The 26,345-nt window shown below is 71.8% G+C and carries 27 protein-coding genes; 10 read left to right on the forward strand and 17 right to left on the reverse strand.

What is annotated here, in order from left to right; genetic code table 11:
• Positions 1-48 precede the first annotated feature (48 nt).
• Positions 49-786 (forward strand): LON peptidase substrate-binding domain-containing protein, encoded by a 738-nt coding sequence (locus ACFY4B_RS00335; protein ID WP_181970799.1) that lies wholly within the window; start codon positions 49-51, stop codon positions 784-786.
• Between the two features lie 40 nt (positions 787-826).
• Complete coding sequence (gene ybaK / locus ACFY4B_RS00340) at positions 827-1,321, forward strand: Cys-tRNA(Pro) deacylase (protein ID WP_074000932.1); 495 nt, start codon at positions 827-829, stop codon at positions 1,319-1,321.
• Between the two features lie 93 nt (positions 1,322-1,414).
• On the opposite strand, the gene ACFY4B_RS00345 is transcribed toward ybaK, so the two are convergent.
• From ACFY4B_RS00345 to ACFY4B_RS00370, 6 genes are all read right to left on the reverse strand, one after another.
• A complete protein-coding gene (locus ACFY4B_RS00345; RefSeq protein WP_387966114.1) occupies positions 1,415-2,224 on the reverse strand; it encodes an ABC transporter permease in 810 nt (269 codons plus the stop codon).
• A gap of 102 nt (positions 2,225-2,326) precedes the next feature.
• Positions 2,327-3,136 carry an ABC transporter permease gene (locus ACFY4B_RS00350; RefSeq protein ID WP_375873983.1) on the reverse strand — a complete coding sequence of 270 codons (810 nt, stop codon included), beginning with the start codon at positions 3,134-3,136 and terminating at the stop codon, positions 2,327-2,329.
• Positions 3,133-4,131, reverse strand: coding sequence for an ABC transporter ATP-binding protein (locus ACFY4B_RS00355; RefSeq protein WP_234348270.1), 999 nt, complete (start codon positions 4,129-4,131; stop codon positions 3,133-3,135). Before ACFY4B_RS00355 ends, ACFY4B_RS00350 begins: the two co-directional genes overlap by 4 nt.
• A 163-nt stretch (positions 4,132-4,294) precedes the next feature.
• On the reverse strand, positions 4,295-5,575 hold the full coding sequence (locus tag ACFY4B_RS00360; protein WP_049650375.1) for an NYN domain-containing protein: 1,281 nt from the start codon (positions 5,573-5,575) through the stop codon (positions 4,295-4,297).
• A gap of 349 nt (positions 5,576-5,924) precedes the next feature.
• A complete protein-coding gene (locus ACFY4B_RS00365) occupies positions 5,925-6,956 on the reverse strand; it encodes an aspartate-semialdehyde dehydrogenase (protein WP_387819616.1) in 1,032 nt (343 codons plus the stop codon).
• 102 nt (positions 6,957-7,058) lie between these two features.
• A complete protein-coding gene (locus ACFY4B_RS00370) occupies positions 7,059-7,946 on the reverse strand; it encodes a dihydrodipicolinate synthase family protein (protein WP_117487416.1) in 888 nt (295 codons plus the stop codon).
• Positions 7,947-8,039: 93 nt separating this feature from the next.
• On the opposite strand from ACFY4B_RS00370, the gene ACFY4B_RS00375 reads away from it, so the two are divergent.
• Complete coding sequence (locus ACFY4B_RS00375) at positions 8,040-8,927, forward strand: LysR family transcriptional regulator (protein WP_049649550.1); 888 nt, start codon at positions 8,040-8,042, stop codon at positions 8,925-8,927.
• Between the two features lie 72 nt (positions 8,928-8,999).
• Here ACFY4B_RS00375 and dnaE read toward each other — a convergent pair whose 3' ends face one another.
• The 4 genes from dnaE to ACFY4B_RS00395 form a co-directional block, all read right to left on the reverse strand.
• Entirely contained in the window at positions 9,000-12,533 is a 3,534-nt protein-coding gene (dnaE, locus tag ACFY4B_RS00380; RefSeq protein WP_375873985.1) for a DNA polymerase III subunit alpha, read from the reverse strand.
• A 180-nt stretch (positions 12,534-12,713) separates the two neighbouring features.
• On the reverse strand, positions 12,714-13,778 hold the full coding sequence (locus ACFY4B_RS00385; RefSeq protein ID WP_387966115.1) for a hypothetical protein: 1,065 nt from the start codon (positions 13,776-13,778) through the stop codon (positions 12,714-12,716).
• A 155-nt stretch (positions 13,779-13,933) separates the two neighbouring features.
• Entirely contained in the window at positions 13,934-14,194 is a 261-nt protein-coding gene (locus ACFY4B_RS00390; RefSeq protein WP_375873987.1) for a hypothetical protein, read from the reverse strand.
• On the reverse strand, positions 14,194-14,559 hold the full coding sequence (locus tag ACFY4B_RS00395) for an ATP-binding protein (RefSeq protein ID WP_117484996.1): 366 nt from the start codon (positions 14,557-14,559) through the stop codon (positions 14,194-14,196). The genes ACFY4B_RS00390 and ACFY4B_RS00395 overlap by 1 nt, the downstream gene beginning before the upstream one ends.
• Positions 14,560-14,819: 260 nt before the next feature.
• Between ACFY4B_RS00395 and ACFY4B_RS00400 the strand changes: the two genes are divergently transcribed.
• The 5 genes from ACFY4B_RS00400 (at position 14,820) to ACFY4B_RS00420 (ending at position 17,541) form a co-directional block, all read left to right on the forward strand.
• Entirely contained in the window at positions 14,820-15,680 is an 861-nt protein-coding gene (locus ACFY4B_RS00400) for a helix-turn-helix domain-containing protein (protein WP_387966116.1), read from the forward strand.
• 1 nt (position 15,681) lies between these two features.
• The gene (locus tag ACFY4B_RS00405) at positions 15,682-15,876 is read left to right on the forward strand and encodes a DUF397 domain-containing protein (protein ID WP_387966117.1); all 195 of its coding nucleotides are present in this window, start codon (positions 15,682-15,684) and stop codon (positions 15,874-15,876) included.
• Positions 15,877-16,021: 145 nt separating this feature from the next.
• The gene (locus ACFY4B_RS00410; RefSeq protein WP_387966118.1) at positions 16,022-16,441 is read left to right on the forward strand and encodes an I66 family serine proteinase inhibitor; all 420 of its coding nucleotides are present in this window, start codon (positions 16,022-16,024) and stop codon (positions 16,439-16,441) included.
• A gap of 77 nt (positions 16,442-16,518) precedes the next feature.
• Positions 16,519-16,710 carry a DUF397 domain-containing protein gene (locus tag ACFY4B_RS00415; protein ID WP_380743855.1) on the forward strand — a complete coding sequence of 64 codons (192 nt, stop codon included), beginning with the start codon at positions 16,519-16,521 and terminating at the stop codon, positions 16,708-16,710.
• 138 nt (positions 16,711-16,848) lie between these two features.
• Positions 16,849-17,541 carry a hypothetical protein gene (locus tag ACFY4B_RS00420; protein ID WP_387966119.1) on the forward strand — a complete coding sequence of 231 codons (693 nt, stop codon included), beginning with the start codon at positions 16,849-16,851 and terminating at the stop codon, positions 17,539-17,541.
• A gap of 136 nt (positions 17,542-17,677) precedes the next feature.
• Here ACFY4B_RS00420 and ACFY4B_RS00425 read toward each other — a convergent pair whose 3' ends face one another.
• Positions 17,678-18,181 (reverse strand): DUF3592 domain-containing protein, encoded by a 504-nt coding sequence (locus ACFY4B_RS00425; protein WP_387966120.1) that lies wholly within the window; start codon positions 18,179-18,181, stop codon positions 17,678-17,680.
• A 132-nt stretch (positions 18,182-18,313) separates the two neighbouring features.
• Entirely contained in the window at positions 18,314-18,931 is a 618-nt protein-coding gene (locus ACFY4B_RS00430; protein WP_387966121.1) for a DJ-1/PfpI family protein, read from the reverse strand.
• Between the two features lie 113 nt (positions 18,932-19,044).
• Here ACFY4B_RS00430 and ACFY4B_RS00435 point away from each other — a divergent pair, with 113 nt between their 5' ends.
• The gene (locus ACFY4B_RS00435; protein ID WP_255357394.1) at positions 19,045-19,170 is read left to right on the forward strand and encodes a hypothetical protein; all 126 of its coding nucleotides are present in this window, start codon (positions 19,045-19,047) and stop codon (positions 19,168-19,170) included.
• A gap of 70 nt (positions 19,171-19,240) precedes the next feature.
• Here ACFY4B_RS00435 and ACFY4B_RS00440 read toward each other — a convergent pair whose 3' ends face one another.
• The 3 genes from ACFY4B_RS00440 to ACFY4B_RS00450 form a co-directional block, all read right to left on the reverse strand.
• Positions 19,241-19,906, reverse strand: coding sequence for an MOSC domain-containing protein (locus ACFY4B_RS00440; protein ID WP_074000920.1), 666 nt, complete (start codon positions 19,904-19,906; stop codon positions 19,241-19,243).
• Positions 19,907-20,096: 190 nt separating this feature from the next.
• On the reverse strand, positions 20,097-22,217 hold the full coding sequence (locus tag ACFY4B_RS00445) for an alkyl/aryl-sulfatase (protein WP_387966122.1): 2,121 nt from the start codon (positions 22,215-22,217) through the stop codon (positions 20,097-20,099).
• Positions 22,218-22,417: 200 nt separating this feature from the next.
• Positions 22,418-23,587, reverse strand: a complete 1,170-nt coding sequence (locus tag ACFY4B_RS00450) for an amidohydrolase family protein (protein WP_063780040.1) — start codon at positions 23,585-23,587, stop codon at positions 22,418-22,420.
• A 311-nt stretch (positions 23,588-23,898) separates the two neighbouring features.
• Here ACFY4B_RS00450 and ACFY4B_RS00455 point away from each other — a divergent pair, with 311 nt between their 5' ends.
• Positions 23,899-24,678 carry a VOC family protein gene (locus ACFY4B_RS00455; RefSeq protein WP_375873995.1) on the forward strand — a complete coding sequence of 260 codons (780 nt, stop codon included), beginning with the start codon at positions 23,899-23,901 and terminating at the stop codon, positions 24,676-24,678.
• A gap of 83 nt (positions 24,679-24,761) precedes the next feature.
• Here ACFY4B_RS00455 and ACFY4B_RS00460 read toward each other — a convergent pair whose 3' ends face one another.
• Together ACFY4B_RS00460 and ACFY4B_RS00465 are read right to left on the reverse strand one after the other, a co-directional pair.
• Complete coding sequence (locus ACFY4B_RS00460) at positions 24,762-25,340, reverse strand: dienelactone hydrolase family protein (RefSeq protein WP_049649536.1); 579 nt, start codon at positions 25,338-25,340, stop codon at positions 24,762-24,764.
• Between the two features lie 123 nt (positions 25,341-25,463).
• The gene (locus tag ACFY4B_RS00465; RefSeq protein ID WP_049649556.1) at positions 25,464-26,303 is read right to left on the reverse strand and encodes an ABC transporter permease; all 840 of its coding nucleotides are present in this window, start codon (positions 26,301-26,303) and stop codon (positions 25,464-25,466) included.
• Positions 26,304-26,345: the final 42 nt, after the last annotated feature.

Below are 26,345 nucleotides of genomic sequence, written 5' to 3' on the forward strand. Positions count from 1 at the left end.
GGCCGGGCCCGTCCACCGTGCGACAAGGCCCCCGTCCGGGGAACTACGCTGTCCGCCGTGACAGAACGGCTGCCGCTCTTCCCGCTGAACACCGTGCTCTACCCGGGCCTGGTGCTGCCCCTGAACGTCTTCGAGGAGCGCTACCGCCGTCTCGTCGCCGATCTGCTCGAACAGCCCGAGGACACCCCCCGGCGGTTCGGCGTGCTCGCGATCAGGGACGGCCGGGAGGTCGCCCGGGTCAGGCCCGAGGAGGGCCCGGCCGGTCCGCTGGACGGCCTCGGCACCGTCACCGGGGACCCGCTGGAGGCGGTCTTCCAGGTCGGCTGCGTCGCCGACATCGCCTCCGTCCAGCACCAGCCGGACGGCCGCTACGAGCTGCTGGTCACCGGCACCACCCGGTTCCGGCTGCGCTCGGTGGACGTCTCCGGCCCGTACCTGACCGGGGAGACGGAGCTGATCGAGGAGCGCCCGGGCGAGGGCTCCGGCGCGCTGGCCTCCGAGGTCGAGCGGGCGTTCCGGGTCTACCAGAAGCGCCTGGCCGGCGCCCGCGAGGCGAGCACCGTCGGCCACCAGGAGCTCCCGGACGACCCCCAGGTGCTCTCCTACCTGGTCGCCGCCGCCTCGGTGTTCGAGACCCCGGTCAAGCAGCAGCTGCTCGCCTGCCCGGACACCGCCCAACGGCTGCGCGCCGAGCTCGACCTGCTGCGCCGCGAGTCGGCCGTCCTCAGCTGGCTGCCGTCGCTGCCCGCCGTCGACCTCACCCGCCAGTCCTTCAGCCCGAACTGACCGAGGACCCCAAGGACCTCAAGGACCCCGAGGACCCCGCATGGCCAAGAAGACCAGGAAGGGCGGCCAGGGCACACCCGCCACCGTCGCCCTGGAAACCGCCGCCGTCCCGTTCACCGTGCACGCCTACGACCACGACCCGGCCGCCGCCTCCTACGGCGGCGAGGCCGCCGAGGTCCTCGGCATCGCCCCCGAGCGGGTCTTCAAGACCCTCGTCGCCGACGTGGACGGCACCCTCACCGTCGGTGTGGTCCCGGTCGCCGGCCAGCTCGACCTCAAGGCCCTGGCGGCGGCCGTCGGCGGCAAGCGCGCCGCCATGGCCGACCCGGCCGCCGCCGAGCGCAGCAGCGGCTACGTCCTCGGCGGCATCTCGCCGCTGGGGCAGCGCCGGCCGCTGCGCACCGTCGTCGACGTCAGCGCGCTCGGCCACCCCACCGTCTACGTCTCGGCGGGCCGCCGCGGCCTCGAAGTCGAACTGGCCCCCACCGACCTCGTCGCCCTCACGAGGGCCGACACCGCCCCCATCGCCCGCTGAGCCCCCTCCCCGGGGGAAAGCCCCTCCCCGGGGGAAAAGCGAGGGCGCGGGGCCGGTGCGGAACGACCCGCACCACCCCGCGCCCGACCACGCTCAGCGCTCCGTACCGCTCCCCGGACCGTTTCCGGCGCCGCTCCCCGCACCCGGCCCGGCCCACGGCCCGGCCGGCGCCTCCGCGGAGGGCCCCGCCGAGGGCCCCGCCGAGGGCCCCACCGGAGGCATCACCGGGGGCCCCGCCAGCGGAGCCTGCGCCACCGGCGCCCAGTACGGCGGCGGGTCCTCCTCCCGCTTCCCGAACGCGGCCGAGAGCAGGAGCAGCACCACCATCGCCGTCATCGGCCAGACCAGCAGCGCCCCCAGCGCCCCCAGGTCGATGCCCGCGTCGAAGTGCCCGCCGTTGCCGACCCGCCGGGCCTCGCCGATCAGGTCGCCGCTCGGCCCGAGCCACCGCCCGATCCGCCAGGCCCCGATCGATCCGAGCAGCCCGCCGACGGCCAGTCCCAGCGCGACCGCGATGCCGCCGCCGCGCCGCCGGGTCACCAGGAAGGCGCCGAGCGCGGTCAGGATCCCGGCCCCCAGGCCGATCAGCACGAACACCGCGTCGGCCCCGGCCCGCTGCTCGCCCTCGGGGTCGGCGTAGAGGATGCGGTCGCCGTCCACCAGCAGCGGCACCTTCGGCGCCAGCCAGGCCCACAGCCCGGCCATCACCAGACCGGCGACCAGGCAGGCGACCACGACGCCCGCCCCGACCCGGACCTCCGGCAGCAGCCGCCGCCCCAGCGGAATCGTCCCGTGCCCGAGGGCGGTGGCCCCGTACGGCGGCGCGAACGGGTCGGGCGCTGCGTCCGGCACCGCCTGCACATCGGCGGGCGCGGGATCCGGAGGTGTGTTCGGTACGGTCACGCGCCCCATCGTTTCACGACGGCCACCCGAACGACCCACCCGTACCCGCCACCGCGCCCACCGGTCGCGGGCCCGCTACCGGACGTCCGACCTTGGGACGCCCTACCGCGAGACCGCCCGCCGGTACGCCCAGGTGGCGACGGCCAGCGACACCACGCCCACCCCCGCGCAGACCGCCAGGTCCACGAGCACCAGCGCCCAGTCCGGGTCCGGCGCGAAGGTCCGCGCGAAGGCGTCCACCCCGTACGTGGACGGCAGCAGGTCCCGCAGCCACTGCACCGGCTGCGGGAGGTGGTCCACCGGCAGCACGCCCAGCAGCAGGGCGGCCGACATCCCGAGCTGCCCGAGCATCGTCGCGATCTCCTGCCGCGGCGCCAGCAGCCCGCAGGCCGCCCCCAGCCCCGACAGCGCGGCCCCGGCCAGCGGCACGACCGCCAGCAGCACCCACAGCTGCCCGAGCGGCAGCCCGAACATCACCGCCCCGAACGCCGCCGTGGCGAGCGTCCCGGGCAGTGTGAAGGAGGCGTACGCGGCGGCCGTCCCCAGCACCACCGAGGCGGCCGGCACCGGCAGCGTCGCGTAGTGGTCGAGCCCGCCGGTGGCCCGCAGCTTCCCGAAGTACTGGGCGAGCAGGTTCAGCGCGACGAACGCCACCACCAGCACGCTGGACCCGGCGACCACCGACCGCGCCGCCGAGGACTGCCCGGCGTCCACCACGCCCCGCATCATCACCAGGATGCCGACGGACTGGAAGGTGGCCACGAACAGCAGCGGGATGCGCGCCACCCGTGCCCGGGCGAGCTGCGCCCGGTACACGGCCGCGAGCGCCGGCAGCAGCCTGGCCGCGGGGGCGAGCGGGGCGGGGGCGGCCGTGGACCGGTCGGTCCGCGGCGGCACCGAGAGCAGCGTCACTTGGCCAGTCCTCCGTGGCGGCCGCCCAGCTTGAGGTAGGCGTCCTCAAGGCTCGGGGTGGCGAGGGTGAAGTCGTCGAGGGCGGCGAAGGCCGGGCCGGTGGTGACGGCGGCGACCAGTTCGCGGGCCTGCTCGGGGGTGGTGCGGACGGTCCAGCGGCGCCCGGTGCACTCGGCCCGTTCGCGCAGCGCGGCGACGGCGGGCACGCCGAGCGGCGCCTCGTCCCGCCAGACCAGGTCGAGCCGGACGTCGCCGTCCACCAGCGCCTTGAGCCCGCCGGGCGTGTCGCAGGCGATCACCCGGCCGTCGTCGACCACGGCGACCCGGTCGAGCACCGTCTCGGCCTCGATCACGTTGTGGGTGACCAGCAGCACCGTCGTCCCGTGCTCGGCGCGCCGCCGGTCCACGGCGCTCCACACGGCCCGCCGGGCGACGGGGTCCATGCCGGTGGTGGGCTCGTCCAGGACGAGCAGCGGGCGCTCCCCCACCAGGGTGGCCGCGAAGCAGGCGAGCCGCCGCTGTCCGCCGGACAGCTTGGCGAGCGGCCGGGCGGCGATCGGCTCCAGCCCGAGTTCGGTCAGCACGTCGGCGGCCGCGCCGCGGGCCTGCGCCCTGGTGAGTCCGCGCAGCCGTCCGGTGGTCTCGGCGGCGAGCGCGACCGTCAGCTCGTCCAGCGCGGTGGATTCCTGCCCGAGGTAGCCGAGCAGCCGGGCGGCCCGCTCGGGGTGCCGCACGATGTCGTGGCCGAGGAGTTCGACGGAGCCCGAGTCGGGGCGCAGCAGTCCGGTGAGCTGGCGCACCAGCGTCGACTTGCCGGCTCCGTTCGGCCCGAGCAGCCCGAAGACCTCGCCCTGGCGGACGGTGAGGCTGATCCCGTCGTTGGCCCGGATCTCGGTGGCGGCCGCGCCGCGTCCGCTGCGGTACGTCCTGACCAGGTCGCGCACGGCCACGCACGGCAGGGGTTCCTCGGGTGCTCGCCCCGCCGTCTCGCTCACGACCGAAGACTCTACGCGCTCATACGGGCGAACCGGACAACGGGGCCCCGCCCGCGCCCGGGCCGCCGACCTGGCGGGTCGTCCGCCGGGCCGCCGCGGCCCTCGGACCCCCTCGGTCGTCGCGCCGCCCCGGCCGTCGGGCCCGCTCGGTCCGCCGCCCGGCTCAGTCGTCGACGACCATCGACCCGCCCGGCACCCGCGCCGCCAGTTCCTTCCAGAACCCGGCCCGGATGGCGTAGCGGTCGTGCTCGTCGATCTGGTCGTCCTTGTGCGCCAGCAGCCCGAAGCGGGCGGCGTAGCGCAGCAGCTCGCCGTCCACCCGGTGCGGGATGCGCGGGTAGTCGGGCCAGAGCATGGTCAGTCTTTCCGCGTCGCCGACGCGTTCGCTCCAGCGGCGGGCGAAGACCTGCCCGACCTCGTGGGCGTCGCCGCCGATGGAGGTGATGTCCTCCTCGCGGTCGGCCCAGCGCTGCTCGGCGGTGGTGAGCTGGGCGAGGGTGGGCAGGCTGTCGCCGGCGGTGACGGCGGGCTCCGGGACGGGCCGGTCCACCCAGCCGCGGTCGGAGGACCAGCGCAGCACCGGCCCGGTCTGCGCGACGGCCCCGTTCCCGTTCACACCGTGGCCGTTGCTGCCGTTCGCCACCGGGGTGAGCGCCGTGACCGGGGTGACGGAGGAGGCCCGCCCGGCCAGGTCCTTCGGTGTCGGTACGACCTTGAGCGCGGCCGCGGCCGGCTGCGGCTGTCCGTCGGTGGCGGGGGCGTCCGCCGGGGCCGCGGCCGTGGCCGCCGGGCGGACCACCGGCGGCACCACGGTGGGCAGCGGGGCGGCGGGCGGGGCGGCGAGGATCTTGGCGATCTCCTGCCGGGCCCCCGGGGCCGGGAACATGCTGGAGTGCTCCCGCAGGGAGAAGGACCCCTCGATCCACTCCCGGTCGAGCACCCGCCGCTCGTCCGCCTCGCCGACCAGGTCCTCGGACTGGTTGAAGTCGCCGTCGGCGGCCTGGAGGGCCCACAGGTGGACGGCCACCCCGTGCTCCTTGGCGGTCATCATGCCGGGCAGCAGGTCCCCGTCGCCGGTGATCAGCACGACGTCGGCGCAGGCCCGGTTGCGGGCGAGCTCGGAGAGTTCGGCGTGCATCGCGGCGTCCACGCCCTTCTGCACCCAGCGCCCCTCGGCCCGGGTGAGGGCGCCGAGCCGTACGGTGACCCGGGGCAGTACCCGCAGCCGCCGGTGCTCGGGCATCGGGCGCCGGTCGGGCGCGGCGTCGAACCAGTAGATCCGCAGCAGCGGCAGGCCTGTCTCGGCCTCGGCGCGTTCGCGCAGTGCGGCGATCAGGGCCGTGTGGTTCACGGTGACCTTGGAGCGGGACGGATCCCCCGCGAGCAGGCTGGCGGCGGCGCCCAGCAGATATCCGGCGTCCACCAGGACGACACAGCGGTCCATCGCGCACCTCTTTTCGCTCGCCCTCGGAATCAGTCGGGTGGGTCGATTCGGGAATGGGCGGTCCGCCCGCCGTCCGGGCGTGCCGAGGTGAGGGGCCCCCGTCGTCGCCCGATCGTTGGGTCACCTTTTACCCGCGGTTCGCCTGCCGAACCTCGCCGGTTGTCCCGGTAGCGCAACGGCCGTCCCAACGAGGAGCAAACAAAAGCGAAGGCGGGCCCCGTACAACGACGGGGCCCGCCCGAGGTCACGCGGCGGTGGTCCGGCCAATGTCCCGGCCGGTGGTTCACCCTGGTGGCGCTCAGCCGATGGGGTTCACCCGGAGGCGCTCAGCCCTTGAGCTCAGGGGCGCTCAGCCCTTGAGTTCGGCGGCGACCAGCTCGGCCAGCTGGACGGCGTTCAGCGCGGCGCCCTTGCGCAGGTTGTCGTTCGAGACGAACAGCGACAGGCCGTTGTCCACCGTCTCGTCCACCCGGATGCGGCCGACGTAGCTCGGGTCCTGGCCGGCGGCCTGGAGCGGGGTGGGGATGTCGGACAGCTCGACGCCGGGGGCGCCGGCGAGCAGCTCGACGGCCCGCTCGGGGCTGATCGGGCGCTCGAAGCGGGCGTTGATCTGCAGCGAGTGGCCGGAGAAGACCGGGACGCGCACACAGGTGCCGGAGACCTTCAGCTCCGGGATGCCGAGGATCTTGCGGCTCTCGTGGCGGAGCTTCTGCTCCTCGTCGGTCTCGTTGGAGCCGTCGTCCACGAGGGAGCCGGCCAGCGGCACCACGTTGAAGGCGATCGGCCGCTGGTAGACCTTGGGCTCCGGGAACTCGACGGCGGCGCCGTCGTGGGCGAGCGCGGCGGCGCCGAGCTCCACGACCTTGGCGGCCTGGTCCTGGAGCTCCGCGACGCCGGCCACACCGCTGCCGGAGACGGCCTGGTAGGTGGAGACGACGAGCGCGGCCAGGCCGGCCTCCTCGTGCAGCGGGCGCAGCACGGGCATGGCGGCCATGGTGGTGCAGTTCGGGTTGGCGATGATGCCCTTGGGGCGGTCCGCGACGGCCTCCGGGTTGACCTCGGAGACGACCAGCGGGACCTCGGGGTCGCGGCGCCAGGCGGAGGAGTTGTCGATCACGACGGCACCGGCCGCGGCGACCTTGGGGGCCAGGGCCTTGGAGGTCGAGCCGCCCGCCGAGAAGATCACGATGTCCAGGCCGGTGTAGTCGGCCGTGGCCGCGTCCTCGACGGTGACCTCGGTGCCCTGCCAGGGCAGCGTGCGCCCGGCCGAGCGGGCCGAGGCGAACAGCCGCAGCTGCTCCACCGGAACGTTGCGCTCCGCCAGGATCTCGCGGACCACGCCGCCGACCTGGCCGGTGGCACCGACAATGCCGATCTTCATCTCCGACTACTCCTCTGAAAGGTGCTGTTCACAGCCGCACTCCGCCCATCATGCCTTGTCACGGGCGTCGTACGACCTGGCGTTCCACGACGTGAGAGTGCGCTAGTGGTCCAGACCACTGGCGAGGGCCAGCGCCGCCTCCACCTCGGCCCGCCCCGCCGGCAGCAGCGGCAGCCGCACGTCCGGGGTCGGGATCCGGCCCTGGGCGTGCAGCACGCCCTTGGTCACCGTCGGGTTCGGCGCCGTGAAGGCGGACAGCGCCAGCCCGGTCAGCCGGTGCCCGAGCGCCCGGGCCCGCGCCACGTCCCCGGCCTGCCAGGCCTCCGTCAGCTCGACGAACCGGGCGGTCGCCAGGTGCGCGGAGGCGAGGATGCCGCCGGCCGCGCCGAGCGCCAGCATCGGCGAGAGGAAGGCGTCCTCGCCGGTGAGGAAGGCGAACCCCTCGGGGGCGTCGGCGAGCAGCTCGGCGGCCGTCTGGTCCAGCCCGCCGGTCGCGTACTTGACGCCCACCACGCCCTCGATCGCGGCGAGTTCGCGCAGCGCGGCGGTGGAGAGCTGCTGCCCGGTGCGGTACGGGATGTGGTAGACGACCAGCGGCAGCGGGCTGCTCGCGGCCAGCGCCCGGAAGTGCGCGACCGTCCCGGCCTCGCCGGCCCGGACGAAGGACGGCGTGGTGACCAGCGCCGCCGCCCCCGGCACCCGCGCGCCGAGCGCGGCCAGCGCCTCGCCGACGGTCCGGGTGTCGCCGCCGGAGGCGCCGACGGTCAGCTGGGCCCCCCGCGCGGCGCAGGCGGCCGCGGCGACGTCGACCACCGCGTCCCGCTCCCCCGCGGTCAGCGCGGCCGGCTCGCCGGTGGTGCCGAGGGCGACCAGCCCGGCCGCCCCGGCGTCCAGGACCTCGTGCGCGAGCTTCTCCAGCGCGTCGAGGGCGACGGAGCCGTCGGCGGCGAACGGGGTGATCAGGGGGACGTGGATGCCCTTGAGTTCCATGTCCACGATCCTGCGGCCCGCCGATCGCCCAGGTCCAGTTCACATTTCCGACGCTTCTCGTAAGCTCAGCCGATGCTCGGTTAGCCTGGACGGATGCTGGACGTCCGACGCCTGCGCCTGCTGCGCGAACTCGCCCACCTCGGCACCATCGCGGCCGTCGCCGAGGCGCTCTCCTTCAGCCCCTCGGCGGTGTCCCAGCAGCTGTCCGTCCTGGAGAAGGAGGCGGGCGTCCCGCTGCTGGAGCGCACCGGGCGGCGGGTCACCCTCACCCCGGCGGGGCGCAACCTCGTCCGGCACGCCGAGGCGGTGCTCGCCCTACTGGAGCAGGCCGGTGCCGAACTCGCCCACGCCAAGCGGGGGTTGGCCGGTCCGCTGCGGATCGGCACCTACCCCTCGGCGGCCCGGGCGATCATCCCGGCGGTGCTCGCGGAGCTGGCCGGCTGGCACCCGGGGCTGGAGCCGATGGTCACCGAGGTGGACCCGGCGGCCGTCGGCGCGGCGCTGCGGGCGGGCGAGCTGGACGTGGCGCTGGTGCACGAGTACGACCTCGTCCCGACCGACCCGGAGCCGGGCCTCGCGGTGACCCGCCCGGTCTTCACCGAGCCCATGTACCTGGCCGCCCGCGTCCCGGGCACCGTCGCCGAGCAGCGCGGCGCGCCGTGGATCATGTCCTCGCCCGGCACGCTCTGCCACACCATGGCCGTCCGCGCCTGCGAGGCGGCGGGCTTCGCGCCCCGCATCCGGCACCAGATCGACGACTTCACCACCGTGCTGGCCCTGGTGGCGGCCGGCCAGGGCGTCGCCCTGGTCCCCCAGCTGGGCACGGCCGGGCTCCCGCCCGGCGTCGTCCTCACCCGCCTGCCGATGTACCGCCGCACCCGCGCCGCGTTCCGCGCCGGCGCCGGCTCCCACCCGGCCATCTCCGCCTTCGTCTCGGCCCTGCACACGGCGGTCCCCCCGGGCCTCGGCGGCGGCACCTGACGGGCCCCTCCCCCGTACGCGAAAGGCCCGGGTGTCCGCCGCAGCGAACGCCCCGGGCCTTCCGTCTCCGTCCTAGCCCGCCAGGCAGCTCGGCCCGAGCAGCTGCTTCAGGTCCCCGAACAGCGCCGGGTCGGACTTCACCCGGTGCCGGTCGAGCCGCAGCACCGTGGTCTTGTCGCGGCCCTCCAGCCGTACCCGCACCTCGGTGGTGCCCCGGTGGCTCCCGAGCACCTCGCCGAGCCGGGCCACCAGCGGCGGGGTGACCTTCGCGCTCGGGATGAGGATGGTGATCGGCGCCTCGGCGTGCGCGTTCGACAGGTCGGGGACGGACAGCTCCATCCCCATCAGTCGCGGCACGTCCTCCCGCTTGTCCAGCTTGCCGCGCACGAAGACGACGGCGTCCTCGGCCAGCTGCGAGGAGACCAGCTGGTAGCTGGCCGGGAAGAACATGCAGTCGATGGAGCCGGCCAGGTCCTCGACGGTCGCGATCGCCCAGGCGTTGCCCTGCTTGGTCATCTTCCGCTGGAGGCCCGAGATGATGCCGCCGATGGTGACGATCGTCCCGTCCGGCCGCTCCGCGAGGTCGGCCACCGCGCAGTCCGCCTTGTCGGCGAGCACGTGCTCGATGCCGTGCAGCGGGTGCGAGGAGACGTACAGGCCGAGCATCTCCCGCTCCTGGGTGAGCAGGAAGGACTTCTCCCACTCCTCCTCGGAGAAGACGACGTCCAGTCCGAAGCTCGGCTCCTCGGAGGCGGTGTCGCCGCCGAAGAGGTCGTACTGCCCGACCGCCTGCTTGCGCTTCACGTCGACGACGTTGTCGATCATCGGCTCGAACTGGGCGCTCAGGCCCTTGCGGGTGTGGCCGAGCGAGTCGAAGGCGCCGGCCTTGATCAGCGATTCGACGGTCCGCTTGTTGCAGACCACCGACTCCACCTTGTCCAGGAAGTCGGGGAAGGACGCGAACTTCCCCTTCGCCTTCCGGGTCCGGATCATCGAGTCGACGACCGGCCCGCCGACGTTGCGGATGGCGGTCAGGCCGAACCGGACCAGGGTGTCACCGTGCGGGGTGAAGTCCGAGTCCGACTCGTTGACGTCCGGCGGCAGCACCTGGATGCCCATCTTGCGGCACTCGTTGAGGTAGACCGCGGACTTGTCCTTGTCGTCCTTGACGGAGGTGAGCAGCCCGGACATGTACTCGGCCGGGTAGTTGGCCTTGAGGTAGGCGGTCCAGTACGAGACCAGCCCGTAGCCGGCGGTGTGCGCTTTGTTGAACGCGTAGCCGGAGAAGGGGACGAGGACGTCCCACACGGCCTGGATGGCCGCGTCGGAGTAGCCGCGCTCGCGGCAGCCCTTCTGGAAGGGGACGAACTCCGCCTCCAGGATCTCCTTCTTCTTCTTGCCCATGGCGCGGCGCAGCAGGTCGGCCTGGCCGAGCGAGTAGCCGGCCAGGATCTGCGCGGCCTTCTGCACCTGCTCCTGGTAGACGATCAGGCCGTACGTCGGCCGGAGCACCTCCTCCAGGGGCTTCTCCAGCTCCGGGTGGATCGGGGTGATCTCCTGCTGGCCGTTCTTGCGCAGCGCGTAGTTGGTGTGGGAGTTGACGCCCATCGGGCCGGGCCGGTACAGCGCCAGGACGGCGGAGATGTCCTCGAAGTTGTCGGGCTTCATCAGGCGCAGCAGCGAGCGCATGGGGCCGCCGTCGAGCTGGAAGACGCCGAGCGTGTCGCCGCGGGCGAGGAGTTCGTAGGTCGGCTTGTCGTCCAGGGGCAGATCAAGCAGGTTGATCTTGACGCCCTTGTTCTTCTCGATCGCCTTGACGGCGTCGTCCATGATCGTCAGGTTGCGCAGGCCGAGGAAGTCCATCTTGAGGAGGCCGAGGCCCTCACAAGTCGGATAGTCGAACTGCGTGATGGTGACGCCGTCGGTGTGCCGGGTCCAGACCGGGATGTGGTCGGTCAGCGGCTCGGCGGACATGATGACGCCGGCGGCGTGCACGCCGGGCTGACGGATCAGGCCCTCGATGCCGCGCGCGGTGTCGATGACCTTCCGGACGTCCGGGTCGTTCTCGTACAGCCCGCGGATCTCGCCGGCCTCGCTGTAGCGGGGGTGCGAGGAGTCGGTGATGCCGGAGAGCGGGATGCCCTTGCCCATCACGTCCGGCGGCATCGCCTTGGTGATCCGGTCACCCATCGCGTACGGGTAGCCGAGGACCCGCGAGGAGTCCTTGATGGCGGCCTTCGCCTTGATGGTGCCGTACGTGACGATCATGGCGACCTTGTCGGATCCCCACTTCTCGGTCACGTAGCGGATCACGTCACCGCGCCGGCGCTCGTCGAAGTCGATGTCGACATCGGGCATCGAGATGCGCTCGGGGTTGAGGAAGCGCTCGAAGATCAGGCCGTGCGGGATCGGGTCGAGGTCGGTGATGCCCATCGCGTACGCGACCAGCGAACCGGCCGCCGAACCACGGCCCGGGCCCACCGCGATGCCCTGGCTCTTGGCCCACATGATGAAGTCGGCGACCACGAGGAAGTACGCCGGGAACCCCATCTGGATGATGGTGTCCATCTCGTACTCGGCGAGCTTCTTGTGCTCCTCGTCGTACCCGTTCGGGAAGCGCCAGTCCATGCCCTTCCACACCTGGGACTTGAAGAAGTCCGCCTCGGACTCGAAGCCCTCCGGGATCGGGAAGCGCGGCATGAGGTTCTTGAACTTGAACATGCCCTCGGTGTCGACCCGGGAGGCGACGAGGAGTTGGCTGTTGCGGCAGCCCTCCTGCCAGGCGTCCGAGGAGTCGAGGGCGTACATCTCGGCGGCCGACTTGATGTAGTAGCCGGTGCCGTCGAAGCGGAAGCGGTCCGGGTCCGAGAGGTTCTTGCCGGTCTGGACGCAGAGCAGCAGGTCGTGCGCCCCGGCGTCCGCCTCGGTGGTGTAGTGCGAGTCGTTGGTGACGACCGGCGGGATGCCCAGCTTCCTGCTGATCTCCAGCAGCCCGTCGCGGACCCGCTTCTCGATGTCGAGGCCGTGGTCCATCAGCTCCAGGAAGTAGTTCTCCTTGCCGAAGATGTCCTGGTAGTCGGCGGCGGACTTCAGCGCCTCGTCGAACTGGCCCAGGCGCAGCCGGGTCTGCACCTCGCCGGAGGGGCAGCCGGTGGTGGCCATCAGGCCGCCGGACAGCTCGGCGATCAGCTCCTTGTCCATCCGGGGCCACTTCACCAGCCAGCCCTCGGAGTACGAGCGCGAGGTCAGCTTGAAGAGGTTGTGCAGGCCCTCCTTGTTGCGGGCCCAGATGGTCTTGTGGGTGTACGCGCCGGACGCGGAGACGTCGTCCCGCTTCTGGTGCGGCTGGCCCCACAGGATGCGCTTGGTGTTCGAGCGGGACTCCGGGGCGACGTACGCCTCGATGCCGATGACGGGGGTGATGCCCGCGTCGGTCGCCTGCCGGTGGAACTCAGCGGCGCCGTACATGTTGCCGTGGTCGGTCATGGCCACATGGGTCTGACCGAGGCGCTCGACCTCCTTGAACATCTGCTTCAGCCGGGCGGCACCGTCCAGCATCGAGTACTCGGTGTGGACGTGCAGATGCGCGAACGGCTGGTCGCTCAAGGCGGGGCCTCCGGAGGCTCTGGTGCTGATCTGGCTGGCCGGCGAACGTGCAGGTCACAGGGGGTTCCCCTGGAAATGGATGTGGCCCGGAGCGCCTCGCGGGGCCCGGGCCATCACTCACACGTTCACGCGTCCACTCTAGCCCTCTTCGAACGGCTTCCCGGTCTCTGACAAGGGTGCCTAGGCCAGCCCGGCGAGTCGCGCCCCGGCGGCCTCGCGGACCTCCGGCTCCTCCATCGGATCGTCCCGCAGACAGGCCAGGCGGTCGCGCACCTCGGGCCGGTCGGGGGCGTACTCGACGGCGAGGAGCCGGGCTCGCGCCTCGCAGTCCCACAGCGACTCGACGTACGCCTCGGCCATGCCGGCGGCCCCCATCGCCGCCAGCGCCTCCAGGTAGTCGGCACGCTCGTACGAGTGCGGGGTCCAGAGCCAGAAACGGCGCAGCAGGGAGACCGCGTCGGCAGCCTCCGGCCCGAAGCGGGCGAGACCGCGCGCGAGATCGTCCGGGCCGCACCAGGACCGGTCCACCCACCGCCGCTCCAGTTCGGCGAGCAAGCTCGGCACGTCATTCTCGTCACCGTGGGCGGCCAGCACGCCGAAGCCGATCTCGGCGAGCCACGCCTGCTCCGAAGCCGCCCACTCCCGGGCCGCCGGGACGGCCTGCCCGGCCAGCCGGTCGACGGCCTTGCCCAGCAGCGGCAGCGGTCGGATGCCGTCGGCGGCAGCGAGGGCGGGGACCAGCGGGATCAGCTCGGGCTCTGGCGGCCGGAGCGACAGCGCGAGGAGAGCGGTCGTCTTGGCACCGTCGGCGACTCCCGGGTCGCGCAGCAGGGCGAGTAGAGCCGCGTTGTCCCGGTCCGGGTACGGGTCCACGCGTTTCGCGGGGTGGCGCGGGGCCGGACCGTCCCCCTCGGAGATACGGTCCGGCAGCGCCCGCCGGGCTTCCTCCGAACCGCCGAGTGCCAGCAGCTCCAGCACGCCGGTGGCCCGGTCCCGGGTGTCCTCGTCACCGGACAGGAAGTCCACCACCGGGGCGACCGGGAGCTCCAGGTCCAGGATCAGCCGGGCCAAGTAGAGGTGTCGGTCGTCCACCTGCCGGTCCCAGCGCCAGTCCCAGCGGATGCAGCCATGGACCAGGTCGGCGACCGCCGCCGGATCCTCGGCGGCTATCCGCGCGCCTTGGCCCCGGCCGCGCTGGAGGAGGCCGAGGAGGGTGGTCGGCGGCGCGTAGTGGTCGCTGTGCATGGGGTCCATCGTGCCGCAGCCCCCGGCGCGTGGGCGGCGGGGGCTGGCGGGTCAGACGTCCTCGTCGGGCGGCGGGGCCGCGCGGAGGGTGGTGACGACGCCCAGGGCGACGATGGCGGTCGCGAGGGCGAGGAGGACGGCGAAGGCCGTCCCGATCAGGTATCGCACGCGGTCCTGCGCTCGGCGTCGAGGAGCAGGGTGAGGAGGTTGAGGAGAGTCGACGCCGGCGCCGTGTTGAAGCGGACGAGGACGCGGCCGTCCATGGTCCGGTCGGTGCCGATCGAGGGGAAGATGAGGCCGAACTCCCGCCCCCGCTCCACGACTTCGTCCAGGAGGGCGCTGATGTGGTCCTCGGTGTAGTAGCGGATCCGGGGATCGGTCGGCAGCATCGGGTGACGGCCGGGGCGGTAGATCATCAGACGGCGCCCTTCCGCAGCTCAAACCAGACGGATTTGGCGCGCTCGTGGGGGTCGACGCCCCAGCCGTGGGTGAGGGCGGCGACGAGCTGGAGGCCCCGGCCGGACTCGGCGAGCAGGGACAGCGGCGGACTGGAGGGCAGGACCGGGCTCTCGTCCGTGACGGAGACCCGGAGGACGTCCCCCTCGGAGATGATCTCGACCAGCGGCGCAGGGGTTTCGGTGTGCCGCCAGGCGTTGACGAGGAGCTCGCAGAGCGCGAGCTGCGCGTCGAAGATCGGGGAGGCGGGCCAGCCGACGCGGGTCATGGTGTTGCGGAGCGTCTGCCGCGCGACCGCGATGGTGGGGGTGTTGATGTGACGCATGGGAGTTCTCCCGAGGCGTGAGTGAGGGGGAACCGGCGGAACATGTGTCGCCGTGAGCCAGGCCGTGGAGAAGGACATGGCTGCTCTGCGGTGCTTGCTAGCAGGCGTTACTGACGATCCGTCGGACCGATGTGAGATCGACCATAGCGCGTATCGACCTAAGATTAGGTCGATATATCAAAGTTCCCTCTCTAGGGGGACAGATGGCCCCATCGACTGGCGGCGCGGCACACTGGGCCCACATGATCTGAGAGGACTCCATGCCTGGTCGCCAGAACCCAACACTCCGTCAGCGCCGCATCGGCGCCGAGCTTCGGAGGATGCGCGAGCAAGCCGGCCTCGGCGGCAACCAACTTGCCCGCATGCTCGGAGTAAGCGCTCCCCAGATCACGCAGATGGAGAACGGAAAGACCAGTGCCAGCGCTGACCGAATCCAGAGCATCGCCGAAGCCTGCAAGTGCGAGAACCTGCCACTCATCAACGCCCTTGGCGGCCTCATCACTTCACGCAGAAAGTCCTGGTGGGATCAGTATCGCGATCACCTTCCTGACGCTCTGCTCAAATCCGCCGAACACGAAGACTTTGCTGCAGGCGCCATTCGGTCGTGGACGTCTGCCATCATCCCGGGCCCCTTGCAGACAGAGGACTACGCACGAGGAGTGTTCAATCGACGAATTCCTCCCCTCCCCGCTGATGAAATCAACCTGCGCACCGCGTTTCGCTCGGAGCGCAGGAGGAAAATTCTTCGAAACCCGAGAAAGACCCTTGAGGCCTATCTCCACGAGTCCAGCCTCGTTACACGCTTCGGGGGCACCGATGTGCTGCGGAAGCAGCTTCACTCCCTGATAGATGACTCCCTCAGAGAGGATGTGAGCATCCGCGTCGTTCCTTTTACCGCTCACACCTACCCAGGCCCGATCGAGAACCTCGTCTACTCGCTCGGGGAGGTCCCTGAGCTTGACACGGTAGAGGTGGAGTTGTCGCGCAGCCCGATCTACCTCGATGACCCGACTGAGCTCGCGTCCTATCGCCAGGTCTTCGACCGCATCGCGCAGGCTGCCCTCAGCGATGAGGACTCCCAGGATCTAATCCGGCAGACGCTCAAGAACTTGAAAGGCTGAGATGTCTCAGAATCAATGGCAGAAGTCGTCCTTCAGCAGCTCCGGCGAGATGTGCGTGGAAGTCCGTACAGCCAACGGGGCGGTCGAACTCCGCGAGTCCGACGAGGGCCATACCATCCTCCACGCCACCCCCGCCGCCTTCGCCGCTCTCCTCCAGGCCACCCGGGCCGGCGAATTCGACCACCATGGCCGATAGTTCGCGTCCCCTACGCCCCCTCGCCGGCCCCGGGTGAGGGGGCGTAGCTCGTTCAGGTGACGGCACGCCGAGGCCCCTCCCTCGTCTTCCTCCGAGCACGTACAACTGTCCTGCACCTCGCCCGCATCGCGAAGGAATGACAGCCATGGCCCAGCTGGAGTCCGGCCTCTACACCATCCAGAGCGGCGACGCCCGGATCGGCCGCGCCCGCCACGAAGCCCTGGACCTCTCCCCCAAAGCCGTCTTCGCCAACACCGACGACCAGGACGCCGTCTGGCTCGTCGAGGCCTATCCCAACAACCACTACCGGCTCTACGCCAAGGGCGCCCCGACCGCCGTGGAGGACCTCCAGCCCGCCGGCCCGCTGGTCTCCCTCCTCCTCGACCAGGGCGACGCCCCCGAGTGGGAACTGATCCCGGTCGACGGCGTCCCGGACACCTACCGGATCAAGTCCCCCCAGGGCTCCTCGTGGACCGTCCTCGAACCCAGCCGGCAGAGCAGGATCGAGGTCATCCCCGTCCTCGAAGGCTCCACCGCCTTCACCTTCGCCCGCATCGGCCGCTGACCCCCGAACGGCGTGACGCCCCCTCGCCCTCCCCAGGCGCGGGGCGTACCATCAGCAGCCCAACTCAGGAGGCCGACATGCCCAACTGCGACTGGCAGAAGTCCTCTTTCAGCGGCAATGCCGAGTACTGCGTCGAGGTCCGCACGACCAACGGCTCGGTCGAACTCCGCGAGTCCGACGAGGGCCACCTCACCCTCCACACCACCCCCACCACCTTCGCCGCCTTCCTCCGAGCCACCCAGGCCGGCGAGTTCGACCACCACGCCTGACCCGCTCCAGCGCAGGAAGTCGGCCCGCCCGACTTCCTGTGCACCGGCCCCAACACCCCCACCACGCCCGGTACATGCCCGGCGCCTCGCGTACGATCCCTGGTGATCGTCAACGGGGGCACGAAAGGTGGCGCACACGTGCGCAAGTGGGGGATTCCGGCAGCGGCCCTGGTTCTGGGCGTGCTGGTCGCAGGGTGCGGGTCGAACGAGGGGAACGGCGGCAAGCCGGCCTCGGCGCCGAAGGCGGAGCAGCTCGGGCCCGACACCGGGACGCGGTACTCGCGGGTCGTCGTCCCCCAACTGGACGGACTGACCTGCTCCGAGGGCAACGGCGGCTTCAAGTTCGGCAGCGACCTGGACATGCTCGTCGCCGGGGTAGACGACCTCCCCGCCCTCAAGGATGGCGGGGACGAGGTCAAAGGCACGGCGTCGTGCTTCGGGAGCCCCCGGATCACGCTGAGCAAGGGGTCGCACAGCGCGACGGCGCCTCACTTCACGGCGAGGACCAGCCTCTTCACCGCGGTAGACGACCCCCAGGGCGCGCTCGACAAGTCCTTCGAGCACACCATGAAGCTGATTCAGGACTACGGCCGCTCGCCCGTCGGCGAGCCGAAGGCGTACTCCTCGAAGACCATGGTGATGAAGTGCCGGCAGAACGTCGCGGACGGCTTCCCGATGACGACCTGCTTCTGGGCGAACTACAGCGCGGTCGGCGAGGTCGACTTCTACCCGCCGAACAACCAGCACGTCCCCCTGGACCAGGCCGCGGAACGAACCCGCTCCTTCGCCACCGCCGCCCTCTCCACCAAGCCCGCCACCGGCTCCCCGTAACGCCTGCGCCCGATATCGCTCGCCGCCCAGGTGTCGACAAGCACCACAAGCACGTTGACCGTCGACGCACGAGAAGTCGGCCCGCCCGACTTCCCACGCTCTGCGCCCCTCGCCGCCGGGCGCGGGCGCGGGGGCATCACGTCACCCCGGGCCGGCTGCGCGCCCGGGTGAGCCAGCGGTACGCGAGGTGGACCGCGAGGCCCACCAGGACCATGACCACCGACGCGACCAGCGCGACCACGTCGAGCGCGTTCCGGACCAGCGAGTCCCAGAAGCCGATGCTCGAAGCGAGGGCGGCGGTGTCGGTGTGCCGGGGGTCGTACACCACCGTCACGGTGTCACGGGCCTTGACGGTGCCGGTGACGTAGGCGAGTCGGGTCTCGACCGACGCACCCTCGGCCGTCGTGAACCGCACCCGGCACTCGGAGTTGCCCGCCGGGTTGTCCTGCGGCCCGCTCACCTCCACGCACTCGGTGACGACCGCCGGGACGTGGACGCCGCGGCTGCGCAGATCCGACGTCACCCCCATGTCGTGCGGTATCAGGTAGACCAGGCTGAGGACGAACAGCAGGACCCCCAGGCCGATCATCGCCAGCGAACCGTTCCGCACGGTCCGGCCGTGGTCCGGCGCGTTCTCCATCGATCCCCCCGGTGTCAGCCCAGCTGCCCACGCACGCCCACGCCAGCCCCGTACTTCACAGGTCACTGATCCAGTTCGGGCGGATGCCGCCCAGCACCTGACCGCCGCCGACTGACGCAGCGTCAGCTCGGCTCAGCTCAGTGCGGCCTCGCCCGAGTGGACGGCGCGGATGGCGCGGATGGCGCGTTCGACGGTCTCTTGGTTCTCACCGACCGGGGCGACGTAGCCGATGACGTCGCGCGCGGCGTCTTCCCCGAGCACTCGGGTGATGACCCAGGTGGCGAGGTACTGGGATGCCAGGCAGCCGCCCGCCGTGGCAATGTTCCCCTCGGCGTGAAACGGTGCGTCCAGCACGGTGACGTCGCAGGCTTCGACGAAAGGGCGGCTCTTGATGTCCGTGCAAGCGGGCATGTCCTTCAGGAGCCCGAGCCGGGCGAGCACCAGCGCGCCCGAGCACTGCGAGCCGATCAGCTGTCGCGACGGGTCGAGCCGCAGCCTGGAGATCAGCTGGTCGTTCGCGACCACGTCTTGTGTCTTCACTCCGCTGCCGATCAGCACGACGTCGGCCTCGGTCACGAACTCCATCGGGCGCTGCCCGGTCACCTTGACGCCGTTCATGGACGTGACCACCGGCGTCGGCGTTGTGATGAAGGCCTCCAGCCCGTCCTTGCGGCACCGGTTGATCAACGCGGAGGCGATGAAGCTGTCGAGTTCGTTGAAACCGTCGAAGGTGACCACGGCTACCTGCATCACAACTCCTTCAAGACCAGGTGTCCCAGTCTCTCCTGGCGCGCCGTTCCGCGTCGAGATCCTTTCAGCGGCGGGTGGATCGTGCCGGCCTTCGTCACTCATCGACTGGCTCCATGTTCTCGCACGTCGCTGGTTCAGGTCTGTGGCCGGCGGGTTTGTCCGATGTCGACGTCGAGGAGGTCGGGGAGGCGGAGTTGGACGCCGCGGTGATCCGGATGGTCGGCGGGTCGGTGATGTGACCGATGCGGAGGGCGAGTGTCCTCCAGGGAGCGGTAGACCTCCCGCTCGTGCGAGTTCGAGGAAACGGCCCTACACCCGGACCCTCCGGCGCACCAGTTCCTTGATCTCCTCCGGGAGTGCCTCCGCCGCCAACAGGCCCGGCAGCAGCTCCGGTTCGGTCGTCACCGCGCGGAACGACCGGGCCACCGTGACGTCGTGGTCCGGGCGGTGCACCACCTCCACCGCGTCCCCCGCGCGCAGCTCGCCCGGTTCGACCACCCGCAGGTAGGCGCCGGGCAGGGCCGCCTCGGTGAAGCGCCGGATCCAGCCCTTTCTCGCCAGCCAGCCCTGGAAGGTCCCGCAGGGGATGCGCGAGCAGGACACCTCCAGGACGACGTCCGGGCCGATCCGCCAACGCTCCCCGATCAGAGCGCCGCTCACGTCCAGGCCGGTGGTGGTCAGGTTCTCGCCGAAGGAGCCGTTGGCCAGGTCCCGGCCGAGCTCCGTCTGCCAGCCGTCCAGGTCCTCCCGGGCGTAGGCGTACACCGCCTGGTCGTCGCCGCCGTGGTTCTTCACGTCGTACACCCGGTCCCCGGCCAGGGCGACGGCGCCCGTCCCCTTGGGGCCCGGCGCGGCCACCGCGACCGGGCCGTCCACGGGGCGCTTGTCGATGCCGGTGAGCCCGAGGTCTTCCTTCCACGGGTTCGGCCGGGGCCTGCCGACGTTGACCGAGAGCAGTCGCGCGCGTACGTCCATACGTCGACCGTACGCCGAACGGGCCGCCCGAGGGGCCGCTCCGGCTTCTTCCCCCCAACACAGGAGGCCCACCCGACCTCCCGCACAGCGAGGCCCCTCGCGCCCGAACCGGCGCGAGGGGCCGCACCCCCTCCGTTCCCGCGCCCCGCCCCCACGACGGGCCGGCGACCGGAGGGGCCGGACGGTGTGGCTACGGGGTGACGATCGGGAACTTCGGGTTGGGGAGGGTCAGGGTGCCGAAGACGGCGTCGGCCGACTCCTTGGCCCGCTCGCCCGCCAGCGTGATCGTCCCGTCCTGCACCGCCTCGTCGAAGTTGCGCTGGAAGCCCGGGACCATGGCCAGCTCGTTGAGCGTCTGACGGGTGAGCGTGATGGTGGCGTCCGGCACGTCGACGAGGCGGTCGCCGCCGGGCACGAAGACCAGCACCCCGTTGCGCAGGGTGGTGGTGCACTTCTCGCCGGTGTCGGTGAGCACCCAGTCGAGCACGATCGGGATCCGGTGCTGCTCGGCGGCCGTCGGCCCGTCCACGCTCCGCGCGAGGGCGGAGAAGTACTGGTCGAGGGTGGTGCTGCGGATCAGGTCGGCGGAGCTCTGGCTGGTGATCAGCGGCTGCGGGCCGTTGACGACCTCCTGCGCGCCGGTGAGGTAGGCGTTGCGCCAGGTGCCGTTCTCGGCGCCGTAGCCGAGCTGGGTGAAGACCTTGGCCTGGAGCTGCTTGGCCTCGGTCAGCGACGCCTCGGTGATCGGGCTGCCCTCGGCGGCGGCCCCGAAGACGACGTGGTTGAGGAGTTCGGCCGCCCAGCGGAAGCCGTCCGGGGTGTCGGTCTCGTACGCGGTCCGGGCCGCGCCGATCACGGCCTCGGCGCCGCCCATCGCCGCCACGTAGCCCGCGCCCGCCTGGACGGGCGGCAGCTCCCAGAGGTGGGCCGGGTTGGCGTCGTACCAGCCCATGTACCGCTGGTAGACGGCCTTGAGGTTGTGGCTCATCGAGCCGTAGTAACCCTGGTTGTACCAGTGGTCGTTGAGGCCGCTCGGGAGGGTCTTCAGCTCCTCGGCGATCTCGATGCCGGTGCGGCCGGCGTTGATCAGCCGCAGCGACTGGTCGTTGAGGTAGCCGTACATGTCGCGCTGCTTGTTGAGGAATTCGAGGATGCGCGCGTTGCTGACCTTCTCGCCCGAGTCCGCCTCGGCCCACATCGGCCAGTGATGGGAGGCGAACAGGACGTCGGTCTCCTTGCCGAAGGTCTGGATCGCCTCGGTGAGGTACTTCGACCACGCGTGCGCGTCCCGGACCTGCGCGCCGCGCAGGCTGAGGATGTTGTGCATGGTGTGGGTGGCGTTCTCGGCGATGCACAGCGTCCGGGCGTCCGGCAGGTAGATGTTCATCTCCGCCGGGGCCTCGGTGCCCGGGGTGAGCTGGAACAGCATCTGGACGCCGGCCAGCTTGTACTGGTACAGCCCCTGGCGCCACGGGATGACGTACGCGCTCTGCCAGTCCTTCTCGGGGACGGCCGGGTGCTCCGGTCCGCCGATGTAGACGGTCGGCGGGACGAGGGTCACCTCGCCGGTGGAGATGGTCAGTCCGAGGCCCGCGCCGACCTGCCCCGTCGGGCCCTTGTCCAGCTGCGCCGCGTACATGTACTGGGCGCGCCGGGCCATCGCGGGGCCCGCGTAGATGTTCTCGCTGACGGCGTGCTCCAGGAAGCCCTCCGGCGCGACGACGGGGACACCCGGCTCCAGCGGGTCGCCGAGCTCGTGGAACAGGCCGCGGGCGCCGCCGAAGTGGTCGACGTGGCAGTGGGTGTAGACGACGCCCTTGACCGGCCGCAGCTCCTTGCTGAGCTCGGTCTTGTCGCGGAACAGCCGGAGCGCGGCCTGCGCGGTCTCGTAGCAGGCCAGCGGGTCAATGACGACCAGGCCCTCGTCGGACTCGACGATCGTCATGTTGGACAGGTCGTAGCCGCGCACCTGGTAGACCCGGTACTCACGACAGCTGGTGACCTGGAACAGCCCGGCGATGGCGGTCAGTTCGCCCTGCCGGTGGAGGCTGCCGTTGACGGTCGGCATCTCGGAGCGCAGGTCGGGCTCCAGGAAGTCGTACGCGGTGAAGTCCCAGACCACCTGCTCCGGGTTCTTGCGGGACATGATGACCGGGACGTCCGGCGGGGAGATCATGAACCGGCTGGCGTCCGCGAAGTCCCGGCCGTCCTTCTCGTCGGCGATCCGGGACTCCTCGGCGGCCTTCCGGTTCGCCGCGGCGACGGCGGGCGTGGGCTCGATGGGCTCGGCGTAGTCGAGGTTTTCGGGCATGGCGAAGCCACCTCTCTCATCGGGCTGGCAGGAACCGCGATGCGGCAGGCCGTCACGCTATGCGTCCGATCAACTACCCACAAGGGTCGCTTTCAAGCCACCGTCCGCTCTCCGACCACCCCCGGCCGGACGCGCCGTGGCCCCTCGCGCCCACCGGCGCGAGGGGCCACGTCAACGGCCGACCGCCGTCCGCGAGTTGCTCAGTCCTCGTCGGCCACGCCGGCGGGCTGCCCGGGCGGGCTCGGGTAGGTCGCGTCCTTGCCGACCGGCTTGGCGCCGGACGGGCAGACCTTGGGCGCCTTGGCCTTCAGGCCCAGCAGCCGGAAGTAGTTCTGGCCGAGCGCGATGTCCCGGAAGGCCTCGTCCCCGAGCGCGCGGTTGATCCGGCTGGTGACCTCCAACTCCTGCTCGTACACCGCGTAGTCCTTGTTCCGCGCCGCCACGAAGTCCGTCCCCGTGATCGCCCGGGTCGGGTGGCGGTCGAGGAAGGACGCGTACTTCTGCCGTACGCCGGGCAGGCTGAAGTACTGGTCCTCCAGCACCCGCCAGCTCAGGTCCACGGTCAGGTTGGGGTGCTGGTCGAGCAGCCGCTCCAGGATGCGGATGTGCTCGTCCGGGTCCATGTGGGAGAGCTCCTTCGAGAGGCCCATGTGCGCCCAGACGATCTTGTTGTCGGGGTACTGCGCGAGGATCTCCTCCATCAGGTGCAGGTACTTCGTCGGCTCGACGTCGTTGCCGAGGTCGGAGTGGAAGGTGACGGGGAGCCCCCGCTCGCGGAACACCTTCATGAACGGCGCCCAGTTCGGGATGTCCTCGCTGGTGGCCGGCTCGGCGAGGTTCGGGAACAGCGCCTGCTTGACGACGTTGACCTCGCCGGCCCAGCGGAACATCCCCGGGTACTCGCGGTCCAGCAGCTCGATCCCGGGCGGGACGGTCTCGGGGTGGTGCAGGTCCATGAACGTCATGGAGAGCGTGAGGTCCGGGTCGGTCGGCCGGAACTCGCGCAGGCTCTCGGCGTTGGCGAAGTCGTTGCGCATCCTCGGCCGTACGGGCGTGCCGGGACAGTCGAGGTAGTACACGCAGTCGGAGTCGGCGGGCAGCACCTGCCCGATGCCGAACATGTTCGCGTAGCGGACCCCGCTCTTGCGCAGGTAGTCGGTCATCTCCTCGAAGGGGATCGCCGGTCCGCCGAAGGGCCGGAAGTGCAGGTGGCTGTCGACCACCGAGGTGTACGGCTCGACGGACCGCTCGAAGCAGGCCCGGGCCGCGAAGGCCTCTCCGGCCCCGGCCGGGGAGAGGACGACCGCCGTCGCGGTCGCGCCGACGACGGCGGCGGTGAACCGTCGACTGGTCCAGTGGCTCTTTCTCAAGGGGTTGCCTCCGGTGGCGAGCGGCCGGCGCCCGAGGCGCCGGCACAGGGGCTGGTGGTGCCACACAGAAGCGTCAGTGCTCGAACCATCGGCCGGTGCCGCCGCACACGGTGTCGACCCGACCGCCGCTCGAACGGGCGCACCGGTACGGCCATCGGGGTCGACCCCGCCCGGGCCGCCGCCCGGGCCCTCACCCCTGCCCTCGCCCGGGGCCTCGACCGAGCCGGCGGCCGGGGCGGTGTCTCGAGTGGCGAAGCACGGTGCACGAGGAGATGGTGACCGGCAGGGACCCCTCACCAGAAAGGGCGATCATGCCCGAAGTCACCACCCCGTACGCGACCGGCACCCCGTGTTGGGTCGACCTGATGGCCAAGGACCAGCAGGCCGCACTGGACTTCTACCGCGACCTCCTCGGCTGGCAGGGGCAGGCCGGCCCGGCCGAGTTCGGCGGCTACGCCGTCTGCACGCTCGACGGCAAGGCCGCGGCCGGCATCGGCCCGGCGTCGGCCCCCGAGGGGATGCCGGAGCCGCCCACCGTCTGGACCAGCTACCTGGCCAGCACCGACGCCCAGGCCACCCAGGACGCGATCGTCGCCGCCGGCGGCACCCTGCTCGTCCCGGTCATGGACGTCGGCGACCTGGGCCGGATGCTGATCGCCGCCGACCCGCAGGGCGCGGTGTTCGGCGTCTGGCAGCCGGGCGAGTTCTTCGGCGCCCAGGTCGTCAACGAGCCCGGCGCGCTGACCTGGAACGAACTGCACACCAGCGACATCCCGGCCGCCACCGGCTTCTACGGCGAGGCGTTCGGCATCGAGATCGAGCCGATGCCGGGCGTGGACTCGTACTGGGTGCTGCAGGTCGGCGGCAAGCCGGTGGGCGGCGCCACCCTGCTCGCCAACGACCCGCCCGGCACCCCGGCCCACTGGCTGACCTACTTCGCGGTCGACGACGTCGACTCCACCGTGGACGCCCTGGTCAAGCGCAACGGCACCGTCCTCGCCCCGCCCTTCGACATGATGGCCGGCCGGATGACCGTCGTCGCCGACCCGCAGGGCGCCCCCTTCGCCATGATCAAGCCCACGCCGGCCTGACCCCGCCCGCCTCCGCCCCGCCCGCCCGGATCCCCGTCCGGGCGGGCGGTTCCGTGCTCCGCCCCTCCGTCGGCCGTCAGCCGTCAGCCGTCCAGCTCCGCGAGGAAGTCCAGCGACGCCGCCCAGGCCCGCTCGGCCGCGTCCTCGTCGTAGTCCGGCAGCGACGGGTCGGTGAACAGGTGCCCGGCGCCCCGGTAGCGGTGCACCTCCACCTCCGCCCCGGCCCGGCGCATCCGCAGGTACCAGGCGTTCAGCCAGTCCTCCGGCTCGAACGGGTCCGGCTCCGCGATGTGCAGCTGCACCGGGATCTCGGTGACCGCGTCCTCCCGCAGGTCCGAGGTGCCGTGCAGGAGCAGCAGCCCGCGCGCCTTCTCGTCGGCCAGCGCCAGGTTCTGCGCCACCGCGCCGCCGAGCGAGAAGCCGGCGTACACCAGCCCGCCCTCGGACACCGGCGCGGCCGCCGTCACCGCCCGGCGCAGCAGCTCGTCGCGGCCGCCGAGCTCCTCCTGGAACTCCTGCGCCTCCTCGACGGACTCGAAGGTCCGCCCGTCGAACAGGTCCGGCGTGTGCACGGTGTGCCCGGCGGCGCGCAGCCGCTCGGCGGCGGCGTGCACGGCGGGGCGCAGCCCGTAGGCGGAGTGGAAGAGGACGATCTGGGCCACGGTTCGGGTCCTTCACCAGGGAGGTCAGCTACCCACCCATGATCCCGCATCCCCCGCCGAACGCCGCGCCCCCACCTCCGGCCCCACGTCCGCCCCCGCCTCCGGCCACAGCCCCACGCCCGGCTACGACACCACGTCCTTGCGCGCGAACCCCCGGAACGCCAGCGCCAGCAGCACCACCGCGTACGAGAGCGACAGCGAGACGCCCTGCACCATGCCGCCCCACTCCAGCTGCGGCTGCAGGGCGTCCGCCCAGGAGTACTGCCAGTGCGCCGGCAGCCACTCCCGCAGGTCGCCGAGCGCGGTGACGGCGTCCAGCACCCCGGTGATGATCGAGGCGAACACCGCGCCGCCGACGGCGCCCAGCGGCGCGTCCGTCGCCGTGGAGAGCCAGAACGCCAGCGCCGCGATCACGATCTCGCTGAGGAACACGAAGGCCACCGCGATGGCGATCCGGGGCAGCGCCTGCCCGGCCGGCAGGCTGACCCCGGCGGGCAGCTTGAGGTCCCCCCAGCCGTACGCCGCGGTGCCGACGACCAGCCCGATCGCGGGCAGCATCACCACCGCCACCGCCGAGAACCCCAGCCCGACGGCGAACTTGCGGGCCAGCAGCCGGGCCCGGGGCACCGGCGCGGCCAGCAGGTAGCGCAGCGAGGACCAGCTGGCCTCGGAGGCGACGGTGTCCCCGCAGAACAGCGCGACCGGGATGACCAGCATGAAGCCGGTGCCGACGAACAGCATGGTGACGGCGAAGTTGGCCCCCGAGGCGGTGGCCAGCTCGATGAAGGTGGTCCGGTCCGGACGGCCCGGGGTGCCGCCGAGCTGGAACGCGGCCAGGATGACGAACGGCATGGCGGCCAGCACCCCGCCGATCACCATCGTGCGGCGCCGGCGCAGCTGCCGCACCGCCTCCACCCGCAGCGGCAGCGTCCGGCCCGCCCGGTACCCCTCGGCGTGGTCCATCGACCCGGCACGGTCCTCCGGCTCCGTGTGGTCCTTCGTCAC

Origin of the sequence: Kitasatospora sp. NPDC001261 (genome assembly GCF_042896795.1) — a bacterium.
GTDB lineage: Bacteria > Actinomycetota > Actinomycetes > Streptomycetales > Streptomycetaceae > Kitasatospora.